The sequence below is a fragment of the Nonomuraea sp. 3N208 genome, from assembly GCF_052245935.1.
GTDB lineage: Bacteria > Actinomycetota > Actinomycetes > Streptosporangiales > Streptosporangiaceae > Nonomuraea.
Genome location: NZ_JBQQBR010000023.1, coordinates 34,114 through 54,150 on the forward strand (window position 1 = coordinate 34,114; position 20,037 = coordinate 54,150).

22 protein-coding genes are annotated in these 20,037 nt (G+C 69.8%); 10 read left to right on the top strand and 12 right to left on the bottom strand.

The features are described from left to right. The first annotated feature begins 37 nt into the window (after positions 1 to 37). Positions 38 to 580 carry an SDR family oxidoreductase gene (locus ACTWPT_RS31740; protein ID WP_443181168.1) on the top strand — a complete coding sequence of 181 codons (543 nt, stop codon included), beginning with the start codon at positions 38 to 40 and terminating at the stop codon, positions 578 to 580. Between the two features lie 5 nt (positions 581 to 585). Here the strand turns inward: ACTWPT_RS31740 and ACTWPT_RS31745 are convergent, their stop codons facing one another. Continuing rightward, the gene (locus ACTWPT_RS31745; RefSeq protein ID WP_443181169.1) at positions 586 to 1,356 is read right to left on the bottom strand and encodes a SigB/SigF/SigG family RNA polymerase sigma factor; all 771 of its coding nucleotides are present in this window, start codon (positions 1,354 to 1,356) and stop codon (positions 586 to 588) included. Positions 1,357 to 1,642: 286 nt separating this feature from the next. Between ACTWPT_RS31745 and ACTWPT_RS31750 the strand changes: the two genes are divergently transcribed. After that, on the top strand, positions 1,643 to 2,761 hold the full coding sequence (locus ACTWPT_RS31750) for a cobalamin-independent methionine synthase II family protein (protein ID WP_443181170.1): 1,119 nt from the start codon (positions 1,643 to 1,645) through the stop codon (positions 2,759 to 2,761). 6 nt (positions 2,762 to 2,767) lie between these two features. Here ACTWPT_RS31750 and ACTWPT_RS31755 read toward each other — a convergent pair whose 3' ends face one another. Both ACTWPT_RS31755 and ACTWPT_RS31760 read right to left on the bottom strand, forming a co-directional pair. Beyond that, positions 2,768 to 2,977 (bottom strand): hypothetical protein, encoded by a 210-nt coding sequence (locus ACTWPT_RS31755; RefSeq protein WP_443181171.1) that lies wholly within the window; start codon positions 2,975 to 2,977, stop codon positions 2,768 to 2,770. A 169-nt stretch (positions 2,978 to 3,146) separates the two neighbouring features. Then, positions 3,147 to 3,476, bottom strand: a complete 330-nt coding sequence (locus tag ACTWPT_RS31760; protein WP_443181172.1) for a helix-turn-helix transcriptional regulator — start codon at positions 3,474 to 3,476, stop codon at positions 3,147 to 3,149. 215 nt (positions 3,477 to 3,691) lie between these two features. Here ACTWPT_RS31760 and ACTWPT_RS31765 point away from each other — a divergent pair, with 215 nt between their 5' ends. Next, positions 3,692 to 3,970, top strand: coding sequence for a hypothetical protein (locus tag ACTWPT_RS31765; RefSeq protein ID WP_443181173.1), 279 nt, complete (start codon positions 3,692 to 3,694; stop codon positions 3,968 to 3,970). Between the two features lie 2 nt (positions 3,971 to 3,972). On the opposite strand, the gene ACTWPT_RS31770 is transcribed toward ACTWPT_RS31765, so the two are convergent. Continuing rightward, positions 3,973 to 4,341, bottom strand: a complete 369-nt coding sequence (locus ACTWPT_RS31770; RefSeq protein WP_443181174.1) for an STAS domain-containing protein — start codon at positions 4,339 to 4,341, stop codon at positions 3,973 to 3,975. 298 nt (positions 4,342 to 4,639) lie between these two features. Here ACTWPT_RS31770 and ACTWPT_RS31775 point away from each other — a divergent pair, with 298 nt between their 5' ends. Continuing rightward, positions 4,640 to 6,544: a primary-amine oxidase gene (locus tag ACTWPT_RS31775; protein ID WP_443181175.1), complete on the top strand. Its 1,905-nt coding sequence runs from the start codon at positions 4,640 to 4,642 to the stop codon at positions 6,542 to 6,544. A 29-nt stretch (positions 6,545 to 6,573) separates the two neighbouring features. Here ACTWPT_RS31775 and ACTWPT_RS31780 read toward each other — a convergent pair whose 3' ends face one another. The 3 genes from ACTWPT_RS31780 to ACTWPT_RS31790 all read right to left on the bottom strand — a co-directional run bounded on the left by ACTWPT_RS31780 (position 6,574) and on the right by ACTWPT_RS31790 (position 9,266). Next, on the bottom strand, positions 6,574 to 6,960 hold the full coding sequence (locus ACTWPT_RS31780; protein ID WP_443181176.1) for a DoxX family protein: 387 nt from the start codon (positions 6,958 to 6,960) through the stop codon (positions 6,574 to 6,576). A 2-nt stretch (positions 6,961 to 6,962) separates the two neighbouring features. Further along, positions 6,963 to 7,835, bottom strand: coding sequence for an NAD(P)H-binding protein (locus tag ACTWPT_RS31785; RefSeq protein ID WP_443181177.1), 873 nt, complete (start codon positions 7,833 to 7,835; stop codon positions 6,963 to 6,965). Between the two features lie 93 nt (positions 7,836 to 7,928). Then, the gene (locus ACTWPT_RS31790; protein ID WP_443181178.1) at positions 7,929 to 9,266 is read right to left on the bottom strand and encodes an MFS transporter; all 1,338 of its coding nucleotides are present in this window, start codon (positions 9,264 to 9,266) and stop codon (positions 7,929 to 7,931) included. A gap of 193 nt (positions 9,267 to 9,459) precedes the next feature. Between ACTWPT_RS31790 and ACTWPT_RS31795 the strand changes: the two genes are divergently transcribed. Beyond that, on the top strand, positions 9,460 to 10,017 hold the full coding sequence (locus ACTWPT_RS31795) for a hypothetical protein (protein WP_443181179.1): 558 nt from the start codon (positions 9,460 to 9,462) through the stop codon (positions 10,015 to 10,017). Positions 10,018 to 10,068: 51 nt separating this feature from the next. Here ACTWPT_RS31795 and ACTWPT_RS31800 read toward each other — a convergent pair whose 3' ends face one another. Beyond that, positions 10,069 to 12,081 carry a serine/threonine-protein kinase gene (locus ACTWPT_RS31800; protein ID WP_443181180.1) on the bottom strand — a complete coding sequence of 671 codons (2,013 nt, stop codon included), beginning with the start codon at positions 12,079 to 12,081 and terminating at the stop codon, positions 10,069 to 10,071. A gap of 171 nt (positions 12,082 to 12,252) precedes the next feature. Between ACTWPT_RS31800 and ACTWPT_RS31805 the strand changes: the two genes are divergently transcribed. The 5 genes from ACTWPT_RS31805 (at position 12,253) to ACTWPT_RS31825 (ending at position 16,963) form a co-directional block, all read left to right on the top strand. Further along, positions 12,253 to 13,332, top strand: coding sequence for an NAD(P)H-dependent amine dehydrogenase family protein (locus ACTWPT_RS31805; protein ID WP_443181181.1), 1,080 nt, complete (start codon positions 12,253 to 12,255; stop codon positions 13,330 to 13,332). Beyond that, the gene (locus tag ACTWPT_RS31810; RefSeq protein WP_443181182.1) at positions 13,329 to 13,847 is read left to right on the top strand and encodes a carboxymuconolactone decarboxylase family protein; all 519 of its coding nucleotides are present in this window, start codon (positions 13,329 to 13,331) and stop codon (positions 13,845 to 13,847) included. Before ACTWPT_RS31805 ends, ACTWPT_RS31810 begins: the two co-directional genes overlap by 4 nt. Positions 13,848 to 13,862: 15 nt before the next feature. Further along, on the top strand, positions 13,863 to 15,458 hold the full coding sequence (locus ACTWPT_RS31815; protein ID WP_443181183.1) for a GMC oxidoreductase: 1,596 nt from the start codon (positions 13,863 to 13,865) through the stop codon (positions 15,456 to 15,458). A 72-nt stretch (positions 15,459 to 15,530) separates the two neighbouring features. Continuing rightward, the gene (locus ACTWPT_RS31820) at positions 15,531 to 15,983 is read left to right on the top strand and encodes a hypothetical protein (RefSeq protein WP_443181184.1); all 453 of its coding nucleotides are present in this window, start codon (positions 15,531 to 15,533) and stop codon (positions 15,981 to 15,983) included. A gap of 176 nt (positions 15,984 to 16,159) precedes the next feature. Continuing rightward, on the top strand, positions 16,160 to 16,963 hold the full coding sequence (locus tag ACTWPT_RS31825; RefSeq protein WP_443181185.1) for an IclR family transcriptional regulator domain-containing protein: 804 nt from the start codon (positions 16,160 to 16,162) through the stop codon (positions 16,961 to 16,963). Positions 16,964 to 16,987: 24 nt separating this feature from the next. Here the strand turns inward: ACTWPT_RS31825 and ACTWPT_RS31830 are convergent, their stop codons facing one another. From ACTWPT_RS31830 to ACTWPT_RS31845, 4 genes are read right to left on the bottom strand one after another with little or no spacing between them, the layout of a single operon-like run. Continuing rightward, complete coding sequence (locus ACTWPT_RS31830; RefSeq protein WP_443181186.1) at positions 16,988 to 17,953, bottom strand: quinone oxidoreductase family protein; 966 nt, start codon at positions 17,951 to 17,953, stop codon at positions 16,988 to 16,990. Positions 17,954 to 17,976: 23 nt separating this feature from the next. Then, positions 17,977 to 18,339: a hypothetical protein gene (locus ACTWPT_RS31835; protein WP_443181187.1), complete on the bottom strand. Its 363-nt coding sequence runs from the start codon at positions 18,337 to 18,339 to the stop codon at positions 17,977 to 17,979. Further along, complete coding sequence (locus ACTWPT_RS31840) at positions 18,336 to 19,202, bottom strand: extradiol ring-cleavage dioxygenase (RefSeq protein WP_443181188.1); 867 nt, start codon at positions 19,200 to 19,202, stop codon at positions 18,336 to 18,338. The genes ACTWPT_RS31835 and ACTWPT_RS31840 overlap by 4 nt, the downstream gene beginning before the upstream one ends. Continuing rightward, positions 19,195 to 20,037, bottom strand: coding sequence for a citryl-CoA lyase (locus ACTWPT_RS31845; protein WP_443181189.1), 843 nt, complete (start codon positions 20,035 to 20,037; stop codon positions 19,195 to 19,197). Before ACTWPT_RS31845 ends, ACTWPT_RS31840 begins: the two co-directional genes overlap by 8 nt.

Consider the following 20,037-nt stretch of genomic DNA (forward strand, 5'->3'; position numbering starts at 1 on the left):
GAGACTACCGAGCGGTTCTGTGGGGACCAACGTTGACATGAGCGACATGTACGACCAAGTGGCCGTCGTCACCGGGGCCGACTCCGGCATCGGCAAGGCCACTGCCGTGGCACTGGCCGAGCAGGGGTTCGACGTCGGCATCACCTACCACAGCGACCGCGACGGCGCGGAGGAGACGGCCGAGCTGGTACGCGGGCTCGGCAGGGCCCCGGCCGTGCGCCGGCATGACCTGACCGATCCCGAGCGGGCTGCGGCGGTCAAGGGCGGCCTGCGCCTGCTCAGCCGCGTCCTGGCGCTGGAACTGGCCGACTACGGCATCACCGTGAACACCGTGGCGCCCGGCGAGATCGCCACCCCGATGACCGGGCAGGAGGACGTGCCGCCGCAACCCGGCTCCCGGCCGGGCTATCCGATCTCCCGGCCCGGCGACGCCCGGGAGGTCGCCGCGGTCATCGCCTTCCTCGCCGGTCCCGCCGCCTCCTACGTCACGGGTGCGACCGTGTACGTCGACGGCGGCCTGGGGCTGATGGGCCCGCAGGCCGCCGGGGCGCTCGGGTCGGGCGACTGGCGTACCGGATGACCCGCTCAGTCCTGCAGTTGCTTGCGGAGCTTGGCGAGCACGGCCCGCAGGATGCGGGACACGTGCATCTGCGAGATGCCGAACTCGGCGGCGATCTCGGACTGGGTCATGTTGCCGTAGAAGCGCATGAGGAGAATGTTGCGTTCCCTGTCCGGCAGCGCGTCGATGAGCGGCTTGATCGCCTGCGCGCCCAGCATGTCGTCCAGCGTGTCGTCCTGCGCGGGCAGGAAGTCGCCCAGGTCGGCAGCGTCCTCCTCGCCGCCGACCGGCGCGTCCAGTGACAGCGTGTTGTACGCCGCCGACGCGTCGAGCGTGAGCAGCACGTCCTCATCCGAGATGCCCATCTTGACGGCCAGCTCCGCGACGGTCGGCGCGTGGCCGAGCGTCTGCGTGAGCTCCGCGGTGGCCTTGTTGAGCTCCAGCCGGCGCTCCTGGTAGACGCGCGGCACCCTGATGGCCCAAGTACGGTCGCGGAAATGCCGCTTGACCTCGCCCACCATCGTGATCATCGCGTAGCCGCGGAACTCATGCCCCAGCTCCGGATCGAAGCCGTTGATGGCCTTCATCAGGCCGACGTACGCGGCCTGGCGCAGGTCCTCCATGGGTTCGCCGCGGTGGTAGTAGCGTCGCGTGACGTCGTTGACCAGACCTGCATACATCTCCACCAGACGCTCACGGATGCGGATCTTCTGCAGGTCCGAGGTCTCCGGCCGGTTCATCTCGGCCAGCAACTGCTCGGCGGTCATCTCTTCGAACGCGATTTCCAGGACTGCCATCCGATACTCCAAGAGTAAGTCTCAGGCGCCCCTGCACACCAAAAAAGTCCAGGCAGAGGCACACCACGTCTGTCGCGTGAGTCGAAGCCCTCTGCTGGACTTCGGAATCAGTGATTCCCAACAAATCCTGACTTATCACCATGTTAGATCACGAAACGATCACGCCGCAAGTCGCCTTCCGGGGTGGACGACCTTGCCCCGGTGGCGGAAAGTGGCGGGTGGACTCTCACCTCACGGCGGGCGCGGCCCCTCCGATCTCCCGCGTCCCTGACACAGAGGAGGAAGTATGCCCGCGATCCACCACGCCGAGCACGTCGGGAGCCTGCTGCGGCCACCCGAGCTGCTGCAGGCCAGGCAGGCGCGCGAAAGGGGCGAGCTGAGCGGCGAGGAGCTGGCGCAGCTGGAGGACGACGCGGTGCTGGCCGCGATCCGGCTCCAGCGTGAGGCCGGGATCGAGGTCTTCACCGACGGCGAGATGCGGCGGGCCACCTGGATGGCGGGCCTGCTGGAGTCGCTGGGCGGAGTGGTGCCCGTGGAGGCGCCCACCTCGGCGTGGTTCAGGGACGACGGCATGCCGCCGCCCGAGGAGACCGCGTTCCAGATGGTGGCCGCGAATGCCAAGCTCACCCAGAAGGCGCTTCTCACCGCCGTCGAGGCCGGTTTCATGGCCCGGCACGCGCCCGGCCAGTTCAAGATCACGATGATGAGCTCCTCGATGGGGAATCTCCTGTGGCGGCCGGACCTCAGCCAGTCCGTCTACCCGACGCCCGGCGACATGATGCGCGATCTCATCGCCCTGCGGATCAAGGAGATCCAGGAGCTGCTCGGCCAGGGGGTCACCTGGATCCAGCTGGACTCCCTGAGCTACAACATGGTGTTCGACGCGGACTTCCGCGCTCGCCTCATGGGACCCGGCGCCCCCGGCCCTGAGGCGATACTCGGCGCGACGGTCGCGGTGGACGCGGAGCTAGTGCGCGCGACCAAGGCCATGAACCCCGACGTCACGGTCGGGATGCACATCTGCAGGGGCAACAACCGCAGCGCGTGGATGTCCACGGGCGGTTACGAGCCGATCGCCGAGCGGCTGTTCGGCGAGGTCCCGGTGGACCGGTTCCTGCTCGAGTACGACACCGAGCGGGCCGGCGGGTTCGAGCCGCTGCGGTTCATTCCACAGGGCACCACCGTCGTCCTCGGGCTGGTCTCCTCCAAGGTCCCGAAGCTGGAGTCGCAGGACGACCTGCGCCGCCGGATCGACGAAGCCGCCAAGTACGTCCCGCTGGAGAACCTCGCGATCAGCCCGCAGTGCGGCTTCGCCTCCACGGCCAGGGGCAACCTGCTGACCGTGGACGAGGAGCGGCGCAAGCTGGAGCTGATCGTGGACACCGCCCACAAGGTGTGGGGCTGAGCGCCGTCAGGCGATGGCCTTGAGGTTGAGCACCCAGAGGGTGTCGCCCGCGCTCCGCGCCACCAACGTCCGGCCGTCGTTGAGGTGGAAGTGTTCCTCGACGGCGGCCGCGTCCGGCGGGGCGAACCCGGCGGACACCCCTGCGGACAGGTCGAGCACGCGTTCCCCTCCTTCCAGGACAAGGAACCTGTTCAACGCGGGGCCTTCGAGCGCCATGCCCGGCAGCTCCACCGACCGCCTCCGCCCAGCGCCGTCGCGATCTCCTCGTCCGGCAGGTCGTGCGGGTTGCCGGCCAGCACATTGCATCCTCCGCTCAGTGTGCGCGTCCGCGGCCCTCCGCTCCATGCGCGGACAACAGCCGGTGCCGTGGCAAGGGCTCAGCCCGTCAGTGCGACTCGAGCGACTGGTCCTGTGAGAGGTCGTGCTGCGTGAACATCTCGATGAGGAGGCGGACGGGCAGCTTGGCCTCGGTCGGGTAGCGGAAGGACTGATCGAGATTGAGGCTGTAGCGGTTGCGCCGCCCCACCCGCTCGCGCGCCAGGTAGCCGGCCTCGTGCAGGTCGGTCACGATGCCCTGCACGGCGCGTTCAGTGATGCCGATGCTGGTGGCGATGTCGCGCAGCCGGACCTCAGGGTCGCGGGCGATCTCCAGTAGAACCCGGGCGTGGTGAGTGAGGAAGGTCCAGGAGGAAGAACGCTCGTGGTAACTGCTCACCGATTCTCACGCTCCTGACCTCGGGCAGAGCACCGGCCCCTCCACTGGAACATGCGGCTCATTTCCCGAAGATCCTTTAGCGAACTCGTCTTCTGCCATCTGCCTAGCAGAATAATCTGCCCTTCGGCAGCGAAGGCTCGCGGATGTTTCGGTGCCCAAAGCCGGGTATGACCTTGTTCCGGATGACGATCGTACCGGGCGGAAAGGAGCCCCACATGGAACAGCCGGGTATCGACGGCCGGCGGACCACCGTGCCCCCTGGGCACGTCTCCTGCACTCCGGCTCCGGCCGCCCAGCTTTTCGAGATCGCCGTGCTGGACTCCACCGGCGAGGACGGGCTGGGCCGCTGGTACACGATCGGCTGGGGCGTCGACCGGGTGCATGCTGACAGCATCGCCGAGTCGTTCGTCACGCGGCCGGTCTTCCCGTACGACGCGGCGCAGATCCGGCAGAACGGCCACCTGGTCGGCGAGCACCGCCGACCAGCCCAGTAAGCCTACGAGGACCGGCTTTCCGGCTCGTCGAAGGGCCGCAACCGCATGAGCCGCATCAGGCGGCGCATCTGGCACGGGGTGTCGCGGACACGGGCGTGGCCCTGCTCGGCGAAGGACACCAGTGCCCGGATTCCCGTGACGTCGGTGAAGCCGACCTGGCCGACGTCGACGACGAGCCGGTCGTCGATCCGCTGGACCTGCTCCAGCGTGCTCAGCACCCCGGCGCTGTTGGTCCTGTCGAGATCGCCGATGATCCGGATCAGCGCCGAACCACGCGTCACAGTGCAGGTTACGCGCACGAGATGATCGGCGTACAGCAACTGGTGGGCGGTGGTCATGGGTTCGCCGTCCGCCTTGCTGACGCGGCGCATTCCACATCTCACCCCTTCCTGCTCGCGACGGGAAGGATCGTTCTGGCCGTTATGCCTAAGGTAACGTGCGATGAAGAATACCGGAATAACATTTCTGTATAAAATCTTCTTCCGTGAGACGGCCGTGGCCCCGCCCCTGCGGTTTGGACGCGCCGCGCCGCGCCCGGGCAGCCGCAGCCGAGGCGTGCTGGATTTACGTGTGGCGCCGATGGAACGGCGGCGGCCCCGGCACCGAAGAAGAGGGTGATGCGTGCTGACCCGACGAACCCCCGCAGACGGCGGCTAAGGAGCTCACGACATGACCGCCCATCCCCTCGACCGGCTCACCGCCGACGAGATCCGGCACAACCGCTCGATCCTGGTCCAGGCGGGCCTGGTGGGGCCGGACACCCGATTCCCGCTCGTCCAGCTGCGCGAGCCGCCCAAGAGCGAGGTCCTCGCGTTCACCGGTGAGGCCCCGCCGGACCGTCAGGTGTTCAGCGTGCTGCTCGACACCGGGACCGGCGCCTGCATGGAGACCGTGGTCTCGCTCACCCAGGACAAGCTGGTGAGCAGGCGTGACCTCGACCCGGCCGCCGAGGGCCAGCCCCCGATCATGATCGAGGAGTACGCGCTCGTCGACGACATCGTCAAGGCCGATCCCGGGTGGCGGTCGGCGATGGCCCGCCGCGGCATCACCGACCTGGACCTGACCTGCCCCTGCCCGCTGTCGGCCGGGAGTTTCGACCTGCCCGGCGAGCGCGGCCGGCGGCTGGTGCGGGTGCTCACCTTCGTCAAGCACCGCCCCGAGGACCACCCGTGGGCGCACCCGGTGGACGGCCTCGTCGCGTACGTCGACCTGATCGAGCGACGGGTCATCGAGCTCCTCGATCACCGGCTCGCGCCCGTGCCGGCCGAGGAGGGCAACTTCGACGACGAGAGCGTCGTCGGCCCGCCGCTCGCCACGCTCAGGCCCATCGAGATCACCCAGCCTGAGGGGCCGAGCCACACCGTCGAGGGCAACGTGATCGAGTGGGCGAACTGGCGGCTACGGCTGGGCTTCGACGTGCGCGAGGGGCTGGTGCTACACCAGCTGACGTTCCGCGACGGCGAGCGCGAGCGCCCGGTGCTCTACCGGGCCTCGATCGCCGAGATGGTGGTCCCGTACGCGGATCCGAGCCCGGTCCGGTTCTGGCAGAACTATTTCGACGCCGGCGAGTACTGCCTGGGCAAGATGGCCAACTCGCTGGTCCTGGGCTGCGACTGCCTGGGCGAGATCACCTACTTCGACGCCGTCATGGCCGACGACCACGGGGAGCCGCACACGATCCCGAACGCCGTGTGCGTGCACGAGGAGGACCAGGGCGTGTTGTGGAAGCACAGCGACCTGTTCACCGGGTCGGCCGAGACCCGCCGCTCCCGGCGCCTCGTGTTGTCCTGCTTCGCCACCGTCGGCAACTACGACTACGGCTTCTACTGGTACCTGTACCTGGACGGCTCCGTGCAGTTCGAGTGCAAGTCCACCGGTGTGCTGTTCACCTCGGCCTACGAGGACGGCCGCTACGCCAGCGAGGTCGCGCCCGGCCTCGGGGCGCCGTACCACCAGCATCTGTTCTGCGCCCGCCTCGACATGACGGTCGACGGGGTGACGAACGCCGTGGACGAGGTCGAGATCGCCCCGGTCGAGGCGGGCACGGGCAACCCGTACGGCAACGCGTTCACGGCGACGGCGATGCGGCTGCGTACCGAGGCGGAGGGCGCCCGCCTGGCCGCGCCGGGCTCGGGACGGTCCTGGCACGTCAGCAACCCGGCGGTGGTCAACCGGCTCGGCCGGCCCGTGGCGTACGCGCTGCTCCCGCAGGGCCGCCCGGTCCTGCTCGCGGCCGAGACCTCGTCGATCGCGCGCCGCGCCGCGTTCGCCACCAAACACCTCTGGGTGACCAGGTACGACGGCGCGGAGCGCTATCCGGCCGGCGACTACGTCAACCAGAGCCCGGGGCAGGACGGGCTCCCGGCGTGGGTGGCGCGGGACCGAGACATCGACGGCGCGGACCTCGTGCTGTGGCATACGTTCGGGCTCACGCACGTGCCCCGCTTGGAGGACTGGCCGATCATGCCCGCAGACAGCTGCGGCTTCACCCTGAAACCCGTCGGCTTCTTCGACCGGAACCCGGCACTGGACCTGCCGAGACCGGGAGGCCATCACTGCGCCGCGCCGCGGTGACCGGCAGGCCACCGCGGCGCCTCGCCCTCTCACATGGTCGTGTCCAGGGTCAGGGCGGGGTCCAGCGCCAGCGTGGCCACCGCCAGGGCGAGGAAGACCGTCGCCAGGTAGAACTGCGGCGAGAAGTCGCTCACCCGGAGGTGGGTGTAGAGGGCGCAGACGAAGTACAGGACCAGGCCGGCCGCGGCGGCCGTGCCCACGAGCGGCACGCCGGCCAGCCCGAGCGCCAGGCCGAGCGCGCCCAGCGCCTTGAGCGCGCCGATCGGCCAGATCAACCACGACTCGGGGACGCCGGCCCGCTCCAGCGCGGGCCCGAGCGTCCGCATGATGGGCTTGAACCGGGTCATCGCCGCGAACCCTGAGAACGTGTTGAACGCGATGGTCACCACGGCCGTGACGACATAGGCGGTCGACACGGCTAGCTCGGATCGTGTGCCTGGAAGGCCGCCGCGTGGTCGGCCACCCAGTCGGCGAACGTACGCGGCGGGCGGCCCAGGACCTTCTCCAGGTCTCCCGTCACGGGATGTTGCTCCTGGCCGGCGTAGTGGGTGTATCTGTCCATCAGGGCCCGTACGAACGGCTCGGGCAGGCCGATCCCGATCATGTGATGGGCGATGGCCTCCGGCGGCACCTCCTCGAAGCGCAGCGGCCGGCCGATGACCTCGCCGATGACGGCCACCATCTCCTCGTGCGACAACGACTGCGGGCCGGTGAGCTCCAGCCGCCGGCCCGCCAGGTCGTCGGTGAGCAGCGCCAGGGAGGCGGCCTCCGCCAGGTCCCGCTCGTCGAGCGGCGACTCCTGGAAGGCCGCGTACACGTACCGGACGACGTCCCCTCTGCGGATCTGGGCGCCCCACGCCTGGAGGGCGTTGGAGGCGAAGGCGCTGGCCCGCAGGCTGGTCCAGGCCAGGCCGCTGGCGACGGCGGCCGCCTCGGCCTCCTTGTTGCGGTCGCCGCGCAGGCGGGAGGGTTGCAGGTCGAGCGGGTCGTCGACGTTCAGTGCCGACAGGGCGGCCACCCGCCGCGCACCCCGCTCCGCGGCCAGGGCGAGCAGCCGGTCCGCGGCCGTGCCGATGGTCCGCGAGTGCAGGAAGACGGCCTCGACGCCGTCGAGGTGCGGCGCGAGCGTGTCCGGCCGCGACGGATCGCCTTCGACGATCTCGACGGCGGCCGGCAGACCGGCCTTCTCAGGGGTACGGGTGACGGCGCGGACCTGGGCGCCCGCGCCGGCGAGCCGCTCCACGACGAGCCGTCCGACACCGCCCGTCGCCCCGGTTACCAGAATCTTCATGGCATTCTCTTTCGCTCTCCGAGTGAACTTTCACCCTGAGAGGAGTCCTGGAGACCGGAGTGTGACAGCCGAGCCGCGAATGTGAGCCGCGCCTCACTCCCTGGCTTTTGAAGCGTGCGGCTCGTCGTACTCGACCGCGTAGTCGTACTGCGAGCGATCCTTCAGCGCGAACGCCGCCACCACGCTGATCAACGCGCAGATCGCCATGTAGATCGCGATGGCCAGCGAACTCTGGTACGTCGCGTACAGCCAGACGGCGATCAGCGGCGCCGGCCCGCCTGCCGTCAGCGAGGCCAGCTGGTAGCCGAGCGAGGCGCCGCTGTAACGCAGCCGGCCGGTGAAGCTCTCGGCGATGAACGTGGCCTGAGGACCGTACTGGATGTCGTGGATCGGCGCGGCCAGCACGATGGCCAGGAAGACCAGCGACGGGACGCGGGTGTCCAGCAGCGGCCAGTAGATGAAGGACCAGGCGACCATGGCGGCGGCGCCGATGATGTACAGGCGCCGGCGGCCCACGATGTCCGAGATGTAGCCCCAGAACGGCACGGTGAAGAGCGACACCACGCCCGCGACGATCACGTACGTGTAGACGTCGCTGGCCTCGAACCCCAGCGTCTTGGTGGCGTACGTCAGGACGAAGACGGTGAAGATGTAGAACGGCGCCTGCTGCCCGGTGCGCAGGAGCGCGCTCAGCACGATCTCCCGCCAGTTCCTGACGATGACCTCGCGCACGGGGACCCGCTCGACCTTGTTCTCCGCGAGGACCTTGGCGAAGACAGGAGTCTCCAGGATGCCGAGCCGAATGTAGAGCCCGACCGCGGCCATCACGATGCTGAGCAGGAACGGGATACGCCAGCCCCAGTAGGGGTCGATCGGCTGGAAGATCTGCAGCGCCAGATAGCCGAGCACGAGACCGACGGGGACGCCGAACTGCGGCCAGCTGCCGAGGAAGCCGCGCCGCCCGCCGCGCGACTTGCCCCACTCGGTGGCGAGCAGCACGGAACCGCCCCATTCGCCGCCGACGCTGATGCCCTGCAGCAGGCGCAGAAGGGTCAGCAGGATGCCGCCCCAGATGCCGATCTGCTCGTACGTCGGCACCAGGCCCACGAGCGCGGTGGCGACGCCCATGGTCAGCAGTGTGATGATCAGGGTGGCCTTGCGGCCGATGCGGTCACCGTAGTGGCCGAAGATCGCCGCACCGATCGGGCGGGCGGCGAATCCACCGAAGTAGGTGCCGAGCGCGAGCAGCAGGCCCGTGGTCGGATCGCTCTTCGGGAAGAACAGCTGCGCGAAGATGGTGGTGGCCGCGAAGCCGTACAGGAAGAAGTCGTACCATTCGATCGAGGTGCCCACGGCCGAGGCGATCACCGCCCGGACCAGTTGTCGTTTCTTTTCCTGGCCAGTGGCGTCGAGCGCCCGCTCCTCAACCATCTACCGCTCCTGGGTAGGGTCCCGCTTTCCCGTGACGTTACCTGAAGTGTTGGTGATGGTCACGAGGCAGATTTCGCGGGAAATGGAATGACCGGCTCGGCCGGTGCCGTCGCGGCTTCCGTACGGGCTGGGTTCAGGGTGGAGCTGACGGGTAGCGGAGCGGCAACCAGGGGTGCGAGAGGAGGGCGGTGCGATGCGTCCCATCGCTTCTGCCGTGATCGTCGTGGCCTTGGCGGCCGCCGCCGGTTGTCAAGGCCACGCGGGATTCGACTACAGCTCGACGAACATCCCCCAGAACCAGGGCGCCAACGTCGATGTGGGGAAGACCCTGCATCTGCGTAACGTCTTCCTGCTGGGTGGCGCCGACCCGGCCTCGCCCGCCCCGCAGCAGGCCCTGTACGCGGTGCTGATCAACGAAGGCGACCAGCCCGTGAGGCTCGAACGCATCACCATCGACGGAGGCGGGTCGGCGCAGCTCGCCGGGCCCGTCACCCTGCCTCCCGGCCAGCCCGTCGGCACCGGCGAGAAGCCATTGTGCATGGTCACCGGGGTGCGTCCGCGCGGCACCACGGTGCCGATGACGTTCGTCTTCAGCGGTGCCCAGCCTGTCCGCGTGAACGTCCCGATCAAGGAGGAAACCGGCGTCTACACCCAGCTGACACCCCCGCCGACCGGCTCGCCCTCCCCCACAGCCCCGGGCATCCCGCCCTCCCCCACTCCGCCGGGCACCGCGTCACCGACCCCGTCCTGACCGCCGCTCATGGTGACCTGGTGGCGCCGGACACGCCGGCCCGTGCCGTGGTCAGGGAGCGGTGTCCGCCCAGCTGTGGGACCCGCGGATCACGTTCGACTCAGCAGCGACGATCTTGTAAGGCTTGGTGAAGTCGATCGGGGCCGTTTTCAGCAGGGCCCGGCGGCCGAGGGCGGCGGAAACCCGCGGGCCGGAGATCACCGGTTTCGTCGCCACCGTCACCTGGTCGGTCTCGCTGCCCTTGGCCGCCCACTGGATTGTCCACGTGCCCTTCCCGCCGTCGATCGACAGGAGCGCGATCCTGCCGTCCTGCTCGATGGAGACGGTCCATCGGCTGCGGCTGTTCACCTCCGAGGGTGCGGCCGCGGGGATGGCGCCGGCGGTGGTGAACTCGATGGTCACGCCGTCTTGGGTGGGCCGCATCACCGCGGCGAGGAGATCGGCGTACGGAAGGATCGTTCCCGCGTTCTGGCCGCTCTTGGCGTCGCCGTGCCCGTCCTTGATGGCGGCGCTCTGGAAGGCCGGCGATGGCGAGGGGTTGGAGCATTTCAGCTCCACGCGGGTGGTCCTGGCCGGCTTGACCTGCGCCGTCGTCGAGCAGATGCTCTCGCCCAGGGTGGTCTGGAGGCGGTAGCCGCCCTGCGGGAGCGAGAAGCGGAACCCGCCCTGATCTGCCCGCTGGCCGGCCACCCGGCGGCCCTTGAGGGTGAAGACCTCGACCAGTCCTGGCCGGTAGCCGTTGGCTGACGGCTGTCCGGGAGATGGTCCTCCGACGTGGACGATGCCGCCGACCAGCAGGCCTGTGGCGGGAACCTGGTCACGTACGTCACCGGTCGCCTCGGCTTTCACCGACGTGTCAGGTTCGGCGGTCGTGCCGGTTTTCGCGCGCGGGTCTGTGGTCGGGGGCGTGTCGCGGGGTTCGCCGTCATGCGTGTGCGTCATGGGATCCAGTGACGGTTCCGTCGCGGTGGACGGCTGGGTTTCGCCGGTGAGCGTCTGAGACGCCGATGGTCGCGGCTGATCGGTCTGTGCCCAGTACGCCACCGGGGCCGCGATCGCCACGGCGGCCAGCCCGCCTCCCAAGGTCAGCGCCGTCCGGCGCCGGCCCGCGGTCCTCTCGCCGGTCGGGGAGCCGGACGGGGACACGGTCGGGGAGCCGGACGGGGACACGGACGGGGAGCCCGTCGGGGCAGGGCGAGGCGGCAGCCGGTCGTTCCCGAGAGGGCCCTCGGCGTCCAGGCCGTCCGCGAGGGCACGGGCCGCCGCGGCCAGGGCGGCGGCGCTCGGCCAGCGGCCCGCCGGGTCTTTGGCCAGGGCTCGCATGACCACCTCGCCGACGGCGGCCGGGACGTCATCGGGCAGCGGCGGGGGCATCTTGTGCAGGTGCTTGAGCGCGATCGCGACCGCGTTCTCACCGTCGAAGGGCACCCGCCCCGCCAGGCACTCGTACGCGACCACCCCCAGCGCGTACACGTCCATCGCCGGACTCGGCGCGGCGCCCTCCGCCTGTTCGGGGGCACAGTACGTGGCGGTGCCCAGCACGATGCCCGTGGCGGTCAGCTTGAGACTCTCCGCCGTCCTGGCGATGCCGAAATCGGTCAGCACGACCGTGCCATCGGGCAGGATCATGAGGTTGCCCGGTTTGACGTCCCGGTGCACGACGCCGGCCAGGTGCGCCGCATGGAGCGCCTCGGCGGCCTGCGCGACCAGGTCCATCGTGGCGCCGGGGGCGAGGCGTCCCCGGCGGGTCAGCAGCAGGTGCAGCGGCTCCCCGTCGAGGTACTGCATGACCAGGTACGGCGTACGCCTGCCCGGCATCTCGGCGATCCCGTAGTCGAACACGCCCACCACGCCGGGATGGTCGATGGTGGCCATCGAGCGGGCCTCGGCGTGAAAGCGGGCCACGAACTCGGGGTCGCCGTCCAGCCCGGCTCGTACCGTCTTCACTGCGACGACCCGGTCGAGCAGCATGTCCTGGGCGCGCCAGACCTCGCCGTGCCCGCCGCCGCCGAGCCGCGACAGCAGGCGATACCGGCCCGCCAGCGCCCTGTCGGGAACGATCATCTTCGCGTGGCCGCCCTTCACTCCGGTTTCGAGAGCCCGTTCTTGGAAGACGTCCGGAGTGGGCCACTGGTTCGAAGATCCGGGACATCCGCACGACATTCCCTCATCCCGGCCCGAACAGTGGTGTGATCGCGTCTATACACCGAACCAAGCGCTTGCTACGCTCCGCCCATGGTGTCCACGGTGATCTGGGGTACCGGCAACGTCGGCCGTGCGGCCATCCGCGCCGTCGAGGCGCATCCCGCACTGAAGCTCGCCGGCGTACTCGTCCACGACCCGGCCAAGGCCGGCCGCGACGCCGGTGAATTGGCCGCACTCGGCTATGAGGTCGGGGTGGCGGCGACCACCGACGTCGACGCCGTCCTGTCCACCTCCCCACGCGCTGTCGTCTACGCCGCCTCCGGCGATCTGCGCCCCGATGCCGCCCTGGCCGACGTCATCAGGATGCTCCGCGCGGGAGCCGTGGTCGTCACCCCCTCCCTCTACGCGCTCTACGACCAGCGCGGCGCCCCGCCCGAGTTGCGGGCCCACGTCCTGGCCGCCATCGCGGAGGGCGGCGGCTCGTTGTTCGTCTCGGGCATCGACCCGGGCTGGGGCAACGACGTACTGCCCGTCCTGATCAGCGGACTGGGGTCCGTCATCGACGCCGTCCGCTGCCAGGAGATCTTCGACTACTCCACGTACGACCAGCCCAACTCGGTCCGCTACCTGGTCGGCATGGGCCAGCCGATGGACTACGAGCCGCCGATGCTCGCGCCGACCGTCCCCTCCATGGTGTGGGGCGGCCAGGTACGGCTGATGGCCCGCGCACTGGGGGTGGAGCTGGACGACCTCCGCGAGAGCGTGGAGCGGCGACCGCTCGAGACCACCGTGACCACGCCGGAGATGGGCGAGTTCGCGGCGGGCACGCAGGGCGCGGCGCGGTTCGAGGTACAGGGGATGGTCGAGGGCGAGCCGCGTATCGTCGTCGAGCACGTCACCCGCATCCACCCGTCCTGCGCGCCCGACTGGCCGTCGCCCCCGAGCGGTGAGGGGGCGCACCGGGTGATCATCGAGGGCCACCCGCGCATCGAGGTCACGGTCGAGGCCACCGACGAGGGCGGCAACCGCTCCGCGGGCGGGAACGCCACCGCCGCCGGCCGCCTGGTGAACGCCATCGACTGGCTCGTGACGGCCGAACCAGGACTGTACGACGCGCTCGACGTGCCGCTGCGCCCCGCGACCGGCAAGCTCGGAAGGAAGCACCCGTGATCATCGACGTCCCCGAGGGCAAGGACCCGATCGCGTACGTGTGGGGCGAGATGGTCCCCGGCATCGGCGCCGCCGCCTCCCAGTTCTCGTTGTCGGTCTACGCGAACACGACGCTCGGCCTGCGTGAGTTCGAGGCGGCCCGGCTGCGGATCGCCCAGCTCAACGGCTGCGTCTTCTGCCTGGACTGGCGGACGGAACGCGACGGCCAGAAGGTCGAGGACGGCTTCGCCGACTCGGTGGCCGAGTGGCGCACCACCACCGCCTTCGACGAGCGCACCCGCCTGGCCGCCGAGTACGCCGAGCGGTACGCCCTGGACCACCACGGCCTCGACGAGGCGTTCTGGGCCCGGATGACCGCGCACTACAGCCAGGCCGAGATCGTGGAGCTGAGCATGAGCATCGGCTCCTGGTGGGCGTTCGGCCGGCTCAACCGCGTGCTGGGCCTGGACACCGCCTGCGTGTTGCCCGGCGGCCCATCCCCGGCCGGCGACCAGCATCGATTAGAACGTCGATGAGAGCGAGGAACCCCCATGAGCGACACCGTCTCTCGCCGCGGCTTCATCACCGGCGCCGGCACCCTCCTGGGAGCCGCCGCCCTCGCCGCCCCCGCCCGGGCGGCGGCCGGCCCGATCGCCTCGGGGGCTCACGTCCCCGCCCTGGTGATCGGGACCGGGTACGGCGGCGCCGTCGCCGCGCTGCGCCTGGCCCAGGCCGGCGTGGACGTCCACATGATCGAGATGGGCATGGCCTGGGACACCCCCGGCTCGGACGGCAAGATCTTCTGCAACACGCGCGAGCCGGACTACCGGTCGTACTGGCTGCGTACCAGGACCAAGGCGCCGCTCAACTACTTCCTCGGCTTCCCCATCGACCGGGACATCCCACGCCACACCGGGGTACTGGACGCCGAGGAGTTCGGCGGGATCACGGTCTACCAGGGCCGCGGCGTCGGCGGCGGCTCGCTCGTCAACGGCGGCATGGCGGTCACGCCCCGGCGCGAGAACTTCGGCTTCGTGCTCCCGTCGGTGAACGCCGACGAGATGTACAACGTCTACTACCCACGCGCCAACGCCGGGCTGGGCGTGGCCACCATCGACCCTGCCTGGTTCGACACGACCCCCTACTACCAGTACGGCCGCGTCGGCCGTAAGCACGCCCAGCGCTCCGGCTTCCCGTTCGTTTTCGTGCCCGACGTGTACGACTGGGACTACATGAAACAGGAGGAGGCCGGCACCGTCACGAAGTCCGCGCTGGCCGGCGAGATCCTCTACGGCAACAACCACGGCAAGAAAACACTGCAGAAGACGTACCTCGCCCGCGCCAAGGCCACCGGCAGGGTGGCGATCTCACCGCTCCACAAGGTCACCTCGGTCGCCCCCGCGTCCGGCGGCCGCTACACGGTGACCATCGAGCAGATCGACACCTCCGGGAACGTCACCGCGACCAAGACCGTGACCGCGGACCGCGTCTTCTTCGCCGCCGGCAGCGTCGGCACCAGCAAGCTGCTGGTCAGGCTGAAGGCCACCGGCGTGCTGCCGAACCTGAACGGCGAGGTCGGCAAGGGCTGGGGCGACAACGGCAACGTGATGTGCGGCCGCGCCAACCACATGTGGGACCCGACCGGCAGCCTCCAGTCGGCGATCCCGTGCTGCGGCATCGACAACTGGGCCGCCGGGGGCGCGTTCGCCGAGGTCGCGCCGCTGCCGACCGGGATCGAGACCTTCGCCTCGTTCTACCTGTCGATCACGAGGAACCCGAACCGGGCCCAGTTCTCCTGGAACGCGGCGGCGGGCAAGGTGGAACTGAACTGGCAGACCGCCTGGAAGCAGCCGTCCATCGACATGGCCAAGACGATCTTCGACAAGATCAACGCCAAGGAGGGGACGATCTACCGTACCGACCTGTTCGGCGTCTACAAGATCTGGGGCGACCACCTGACGTACCACCCGCTCGGGGGCGCCGTGCTGAACAAGGCCACCGACAACCACGGCCGCTTGCACGGCTATCCGGGCCTGTACGTCATCGACGGCTCGCTCATCCCCGGCAACACCACCGTCAACCCGTTCGTCACCATCACGGCGCTGGCCGAGCGCAACATCGAGCAAATCATTGCAACCGACCTGTGAGGGCTGGCACCGGCCCGGTCCGTCGTCCACGATGAGCGGGCCGGATCAATCATCACAGGGAGGTCGAAAGCCATGCGTTTACGGTCGTGGCTGGCGTTGACCGCGGCGGCCGCCGCTCTCTTGGCGGCTCAGCCCGCGGCGGCCCAGGCGGTGGTGAAGTTCTACGCCGACTCAGGGGACTCCTGCCGTCGCGGGGTCACGGAGGGAACGCTGGACTGGGTGGAAGGGCCCGTCGTCCGGCCGACCGTCAGGGTCAGCGGTTATCTGGCCGATGAGGGCGTCAACTCACCCTGCGCTCAGGACGGGATGTTCTCCAAGGCCACGTTCAGCGCCTACAACGGCGACACGCTCGTCGACTCCGAGACGTACAAGGCCGACAACCAGCGGATCGTGCTCTCCTTCGCGCTGTCCGACCCCTCGGGGGTGACCGCCATCAACCGGGTGGTCGTGCAGGTGTGCCGGTTCAGCGTCACGCCGATCGGGATCAGCTACTGCGGCCGTGCCGCGGAATACAAGATGCCCTGACATTCATCGGACAGCCGTCCGCGTCACGAACACATGGAAACGCCACCGTAACAACGCCGCCTTACCAGGCTTCGTATCCGCGGTTGGGGCGGGCAGCGCTATGCTCGCTCCAACCGCCGCTGTGCGGACACACGGCCACGACGGTCTAGAGTCGGATCCGAGCAGGGAGGCGTTTCATGGCACGTGCTGACACCGGTCCCGATTTCATCGAGGCGCTGGCCCGCGGCCTCGATGTGATCCGGGTGTTCCAGCCGGGCCGGCCCATCATGTCCCTGACCGAGGTGGCCACCGCCGCGGGCCTGGCCCGGCCCACGGCCCGCCGCATCCTGCTCACCCTGCAGGAGCTTGGTTACGCCAGGAGCGAGCCCGGCGGCTACGCGCTCACGCCCCGGGTGCTGGAGCTGGGGGTGTCGTACGTTCGCTCGATGGGGTTGTGGGAGGTGGCCAGGCCGCACATGGAGTGGCTGGTGGCGCAGACCCACGAGTCGTCGTCCATCGCGCAACTCGACGGGTCCGACATCGTGTACGTCGCGCGGGTGGCCGTACCGAAGATCGTCACCCTGTCGGTGCAGATCGGGACGCGTTTCCCCGCCCTGCAGACGTCGCTGGGGAAGGTGCTGCTGGCCGCGCTGCCTCCCGACGAGGTGGCCCGGGTGCTCGCCGAGCCCAGCCGCTCGGGGGTGGAGCCGCGCTGGCGGCCGGACGTGGCCGAGCGCGAGGCGGCGCTGCGCGAGGTGCGGGCGAAGGGGTGGGCGCTGACGGACGAGGAGCTCGCCCTGGGCATCCGCAGCGTTGCCGCACCGCTTAGGGACGGACTCGGCAACGTGATCGCGGCGATCAACGTCAACGCGAACGCGGCGGAGACGTCGGTGGAGCGGCTGGCGGAGGTGCACCTCCCACTGCTGCTGAAGACGGCCGGCGCCATCAGCGCCGACTGGGCCCTGTACGAGACCGTGCCCCAGGTCACGATGACCTCCTGACCGCCGGGCCAGTGAGCACGTGGGTCAAGAGGGTTGCAGGGTCAGGACGATGCGGCCGGATGTGGCGCCCGCGGATTGGCGGCTCCACGCGGCCTCGATCTCGTCCAACGGCACGACCTCGTGGGACACCTCAAGGTGCCCCAGCGTCGCCAACTCCGCGATCCGCCCAATCGCGGTGGCACGTTGTTCCCTGGTCAGCTCGTTGTTCGTGTAGCCGAGCACCCGCAGGGACCGGCTGCGCAGGGTCGCGGAGTCCAGCGGGCACGTGTCCCCCGCCGAGCTGCCCAGATTCACCAGCCGCCCGTACGGCCGCAACGTCCGGGCGGCCGCGGCGGCCGGAACGCCGAAGAGTGGATCGAGCACCAGGTCCAGCGGCCCTTCACAGGCGGCCGCGAAACGTCCGGCGAGTTCTGTCACGTCGTCCGTGTCGAGCGCGACCACGGCGTCCGCACCCGCCTCCTCGGCCCGTTCCCGTGCGGCCGCGGAGCGGGCCGCCGCGACGACCCGCCGCGCGCCCGCGACGCGGGCCAGCTGCACGGCGGCCTGCCCGACCACGCCCCCCGCCCCCAGCACCAGCACTTGCTCACCGGCGGCGAGCTCGCCGCGCCAGGTCAGCGCCATGTGGGCGGCGACCGCCGACAAACCCAGCGCGGCCACGGCGACCGGATCGGTCCCGGCGGGCAGCTCCACAAGGTCGTCCGCGGGTATGGAGGCCAGCTCGGCCATGCTCCCGTCGCCAGGCGCCATCCCAGCGACCGTGGGGAACCACACGAGCGTGCCGTCTCCGACCGTCCCGACGCCCTGGACGCCCGGGACGTACGGGGTTGCCGGGACACCGAAATAGGAGGAGCCACTGGCGCACAGCAGATCGAGGGGGGTGATGGGCGCGGCGATCACCCCCACCAGCCGTTCCCCCGGCCCCGGCTCCGGCACCGGTCGCTCGGCCAGCCGGGGTGGCTTCCCGCAGGTCTCGATCTGCACGGCACGCATCAGTGGCTCCCCTCACGATCGGATCAGGTCGCGATGTCCGGGTACGGCAGGTCGTGGTGTGCCAGGCGCCGGGCGTACTCCAACTGGAAACCGAGTGGCTCGGCGTAGTCCCGCTCGAACATCGCGATGAACAGCGTAAGTGTCAGGAACGGGTGCGCCCCCAGCTCGAACAATTTGGGATAGTCGTGCGTGGCGAGCGCCTCCCGCTCGGTGTCGTCGAACCGCAGCCAGGTGGACGACTCACCGGTGTGGCAGCCGAGGATCCGGTTGGCGTACTCGGCCTCCCACCACTCGACCGTGGCCCGCGGCTGCTCCCGGTAGCGTTCGACCAGCTCGGGATCGCGATCGACGGTGAACAGGAACTTGTTGAGCAGATATTTGCTCACGGTCGGCTGCCTCCGTTCGGATACCAGGTGAAGTACGCCTCCATGGTGTGGAACAGGTCGTAGGTGTCGACGTAGTCGGCCTTCCGGCCCTCGCCCGCGACGCCCATCATCAGCATGAAGTCCATGAAGCCGTGGGTGGCGTTGCCGGGTGCGTGGAGGCTGTCGAGCGTCACCTCGGCCAGGCAGCCTTCGATGTCTCCAGAGGAGATCCATTCGACGGCCCGCCGGTCGAACTCCGGGTCGGGCCCGTGCGGGCCGAACTGGCGGGGGCCGCCGAGCTCGAGCGACAGGTGCCCGGTCCCGATGACCGCGACCCGTTGATCGGCCGGCCAGGATTCGACCAGCTGCCGGATCGTCCGCCCCAGCTCCACGAACCGCTTCGGCCGCGGCAGCGGCGGGGCGAAGATGTTGGTGTAGATCGGCACGATCGGCAGGTCGTTCTGCGGGCGCAGGGTGATGATCGGGCAGGTGATCGAGTGGTCGATCCGCAGCTCGTTGGAGAAGGCGAGGTCGAAGCCGGCGTCGAGGCCCTCGCGCAGGATGTACGCCGACAGGTCCTCCTGGCCGGTGAAGAACATCCTGGGCAGGCCGAACTCGCGTTCCTCGTTGTAGAAGTTCGCGTCGTAGAAGGGGGCCTTGCCGACCAGGAACTGCGGCATGTTGTCCAGCCACAGCTGGTGGAAGTGGTCGGAGCCGACCATCACCAGCACGTCAGGCCTGGCCTTGGTCAGGGTCTCGCGGAACGCCTCGACCTTGCGTACCCACTCGTCGGCGAACGGTGGGCGGTCCTCGCCGGTGCTGGTGGAGGCGCGGTAGTAGAAGGGATGGTGGGTGGACGCGATGACCGCGACGAGTTCAGCCATGCAAGCCTCCGTTGGCGTACGGCTCGGGCGGGATGGACTGGTTGTTGAGGTCCACTGAGAGGAAGATGTCGTTGGCGACGGGACGGCGCAGCTCCTCGGCCAGCTGGCCGATCAGGCCGGCGGTCCTGGCCAGCAACGCGAAGGCGCGCAGCAGCTCCAGCGGCAGGCCCAGGTCGGCCAGCGCCGCCCCGCACACGCCGGCCCCGTTGAGCGGCAGCGTGCGGCCCAGGACCTGTGGGTGGACGCGGCCGATGGCGGCGAACAGCGACAGGTGCGGCCCGTACAGGCCTTCCTCGGTGGCGATCTGGAACAGCCGTGGCGTGCGGGGGTCGCCGTCCTTGTGCACGTGGTGGCCGAGGCCGGGGATGAGCTTGCGTTCCGCGCGCCGGGCGCGGACGGTGTCCAGGGCGAGCGCGTCCCAGCCGGCGTCGTCGTCCGGGATCGGGTGCTCGCGCAGCACCTCGTTGAGGAAGCGGCCGCAGTCCTCGGTGACGCCGAGGAAGCGCGAGCCGCCGCCGAGCAGCCCGGCCGCGAGCGCGCCCTGCACGGAGTCGGGCGCGGACAGGTACGTCAGCCGTGTCACGATGGCGGTCGGTGTGAATCCGTGGTCGGCGAGCGCGGCCAGGACCGCCTCGAAGACGCGGATCTCGCCGGACGTCGGGCGGCGCTGCGTGGCCAGCCAGAACGCCAGCTCGCCGAAGCCCACCTGGCCCATGACGTCCTCGGCCAGGTCCTGACCGAGCAGTGTGATCGTCTTCAGCGACGACGCCCCGAGCGCCGTGGGGTACTCACGATCCGTGCCGGACTCAGGCACTGGGGGATCCGTCTCGGACAT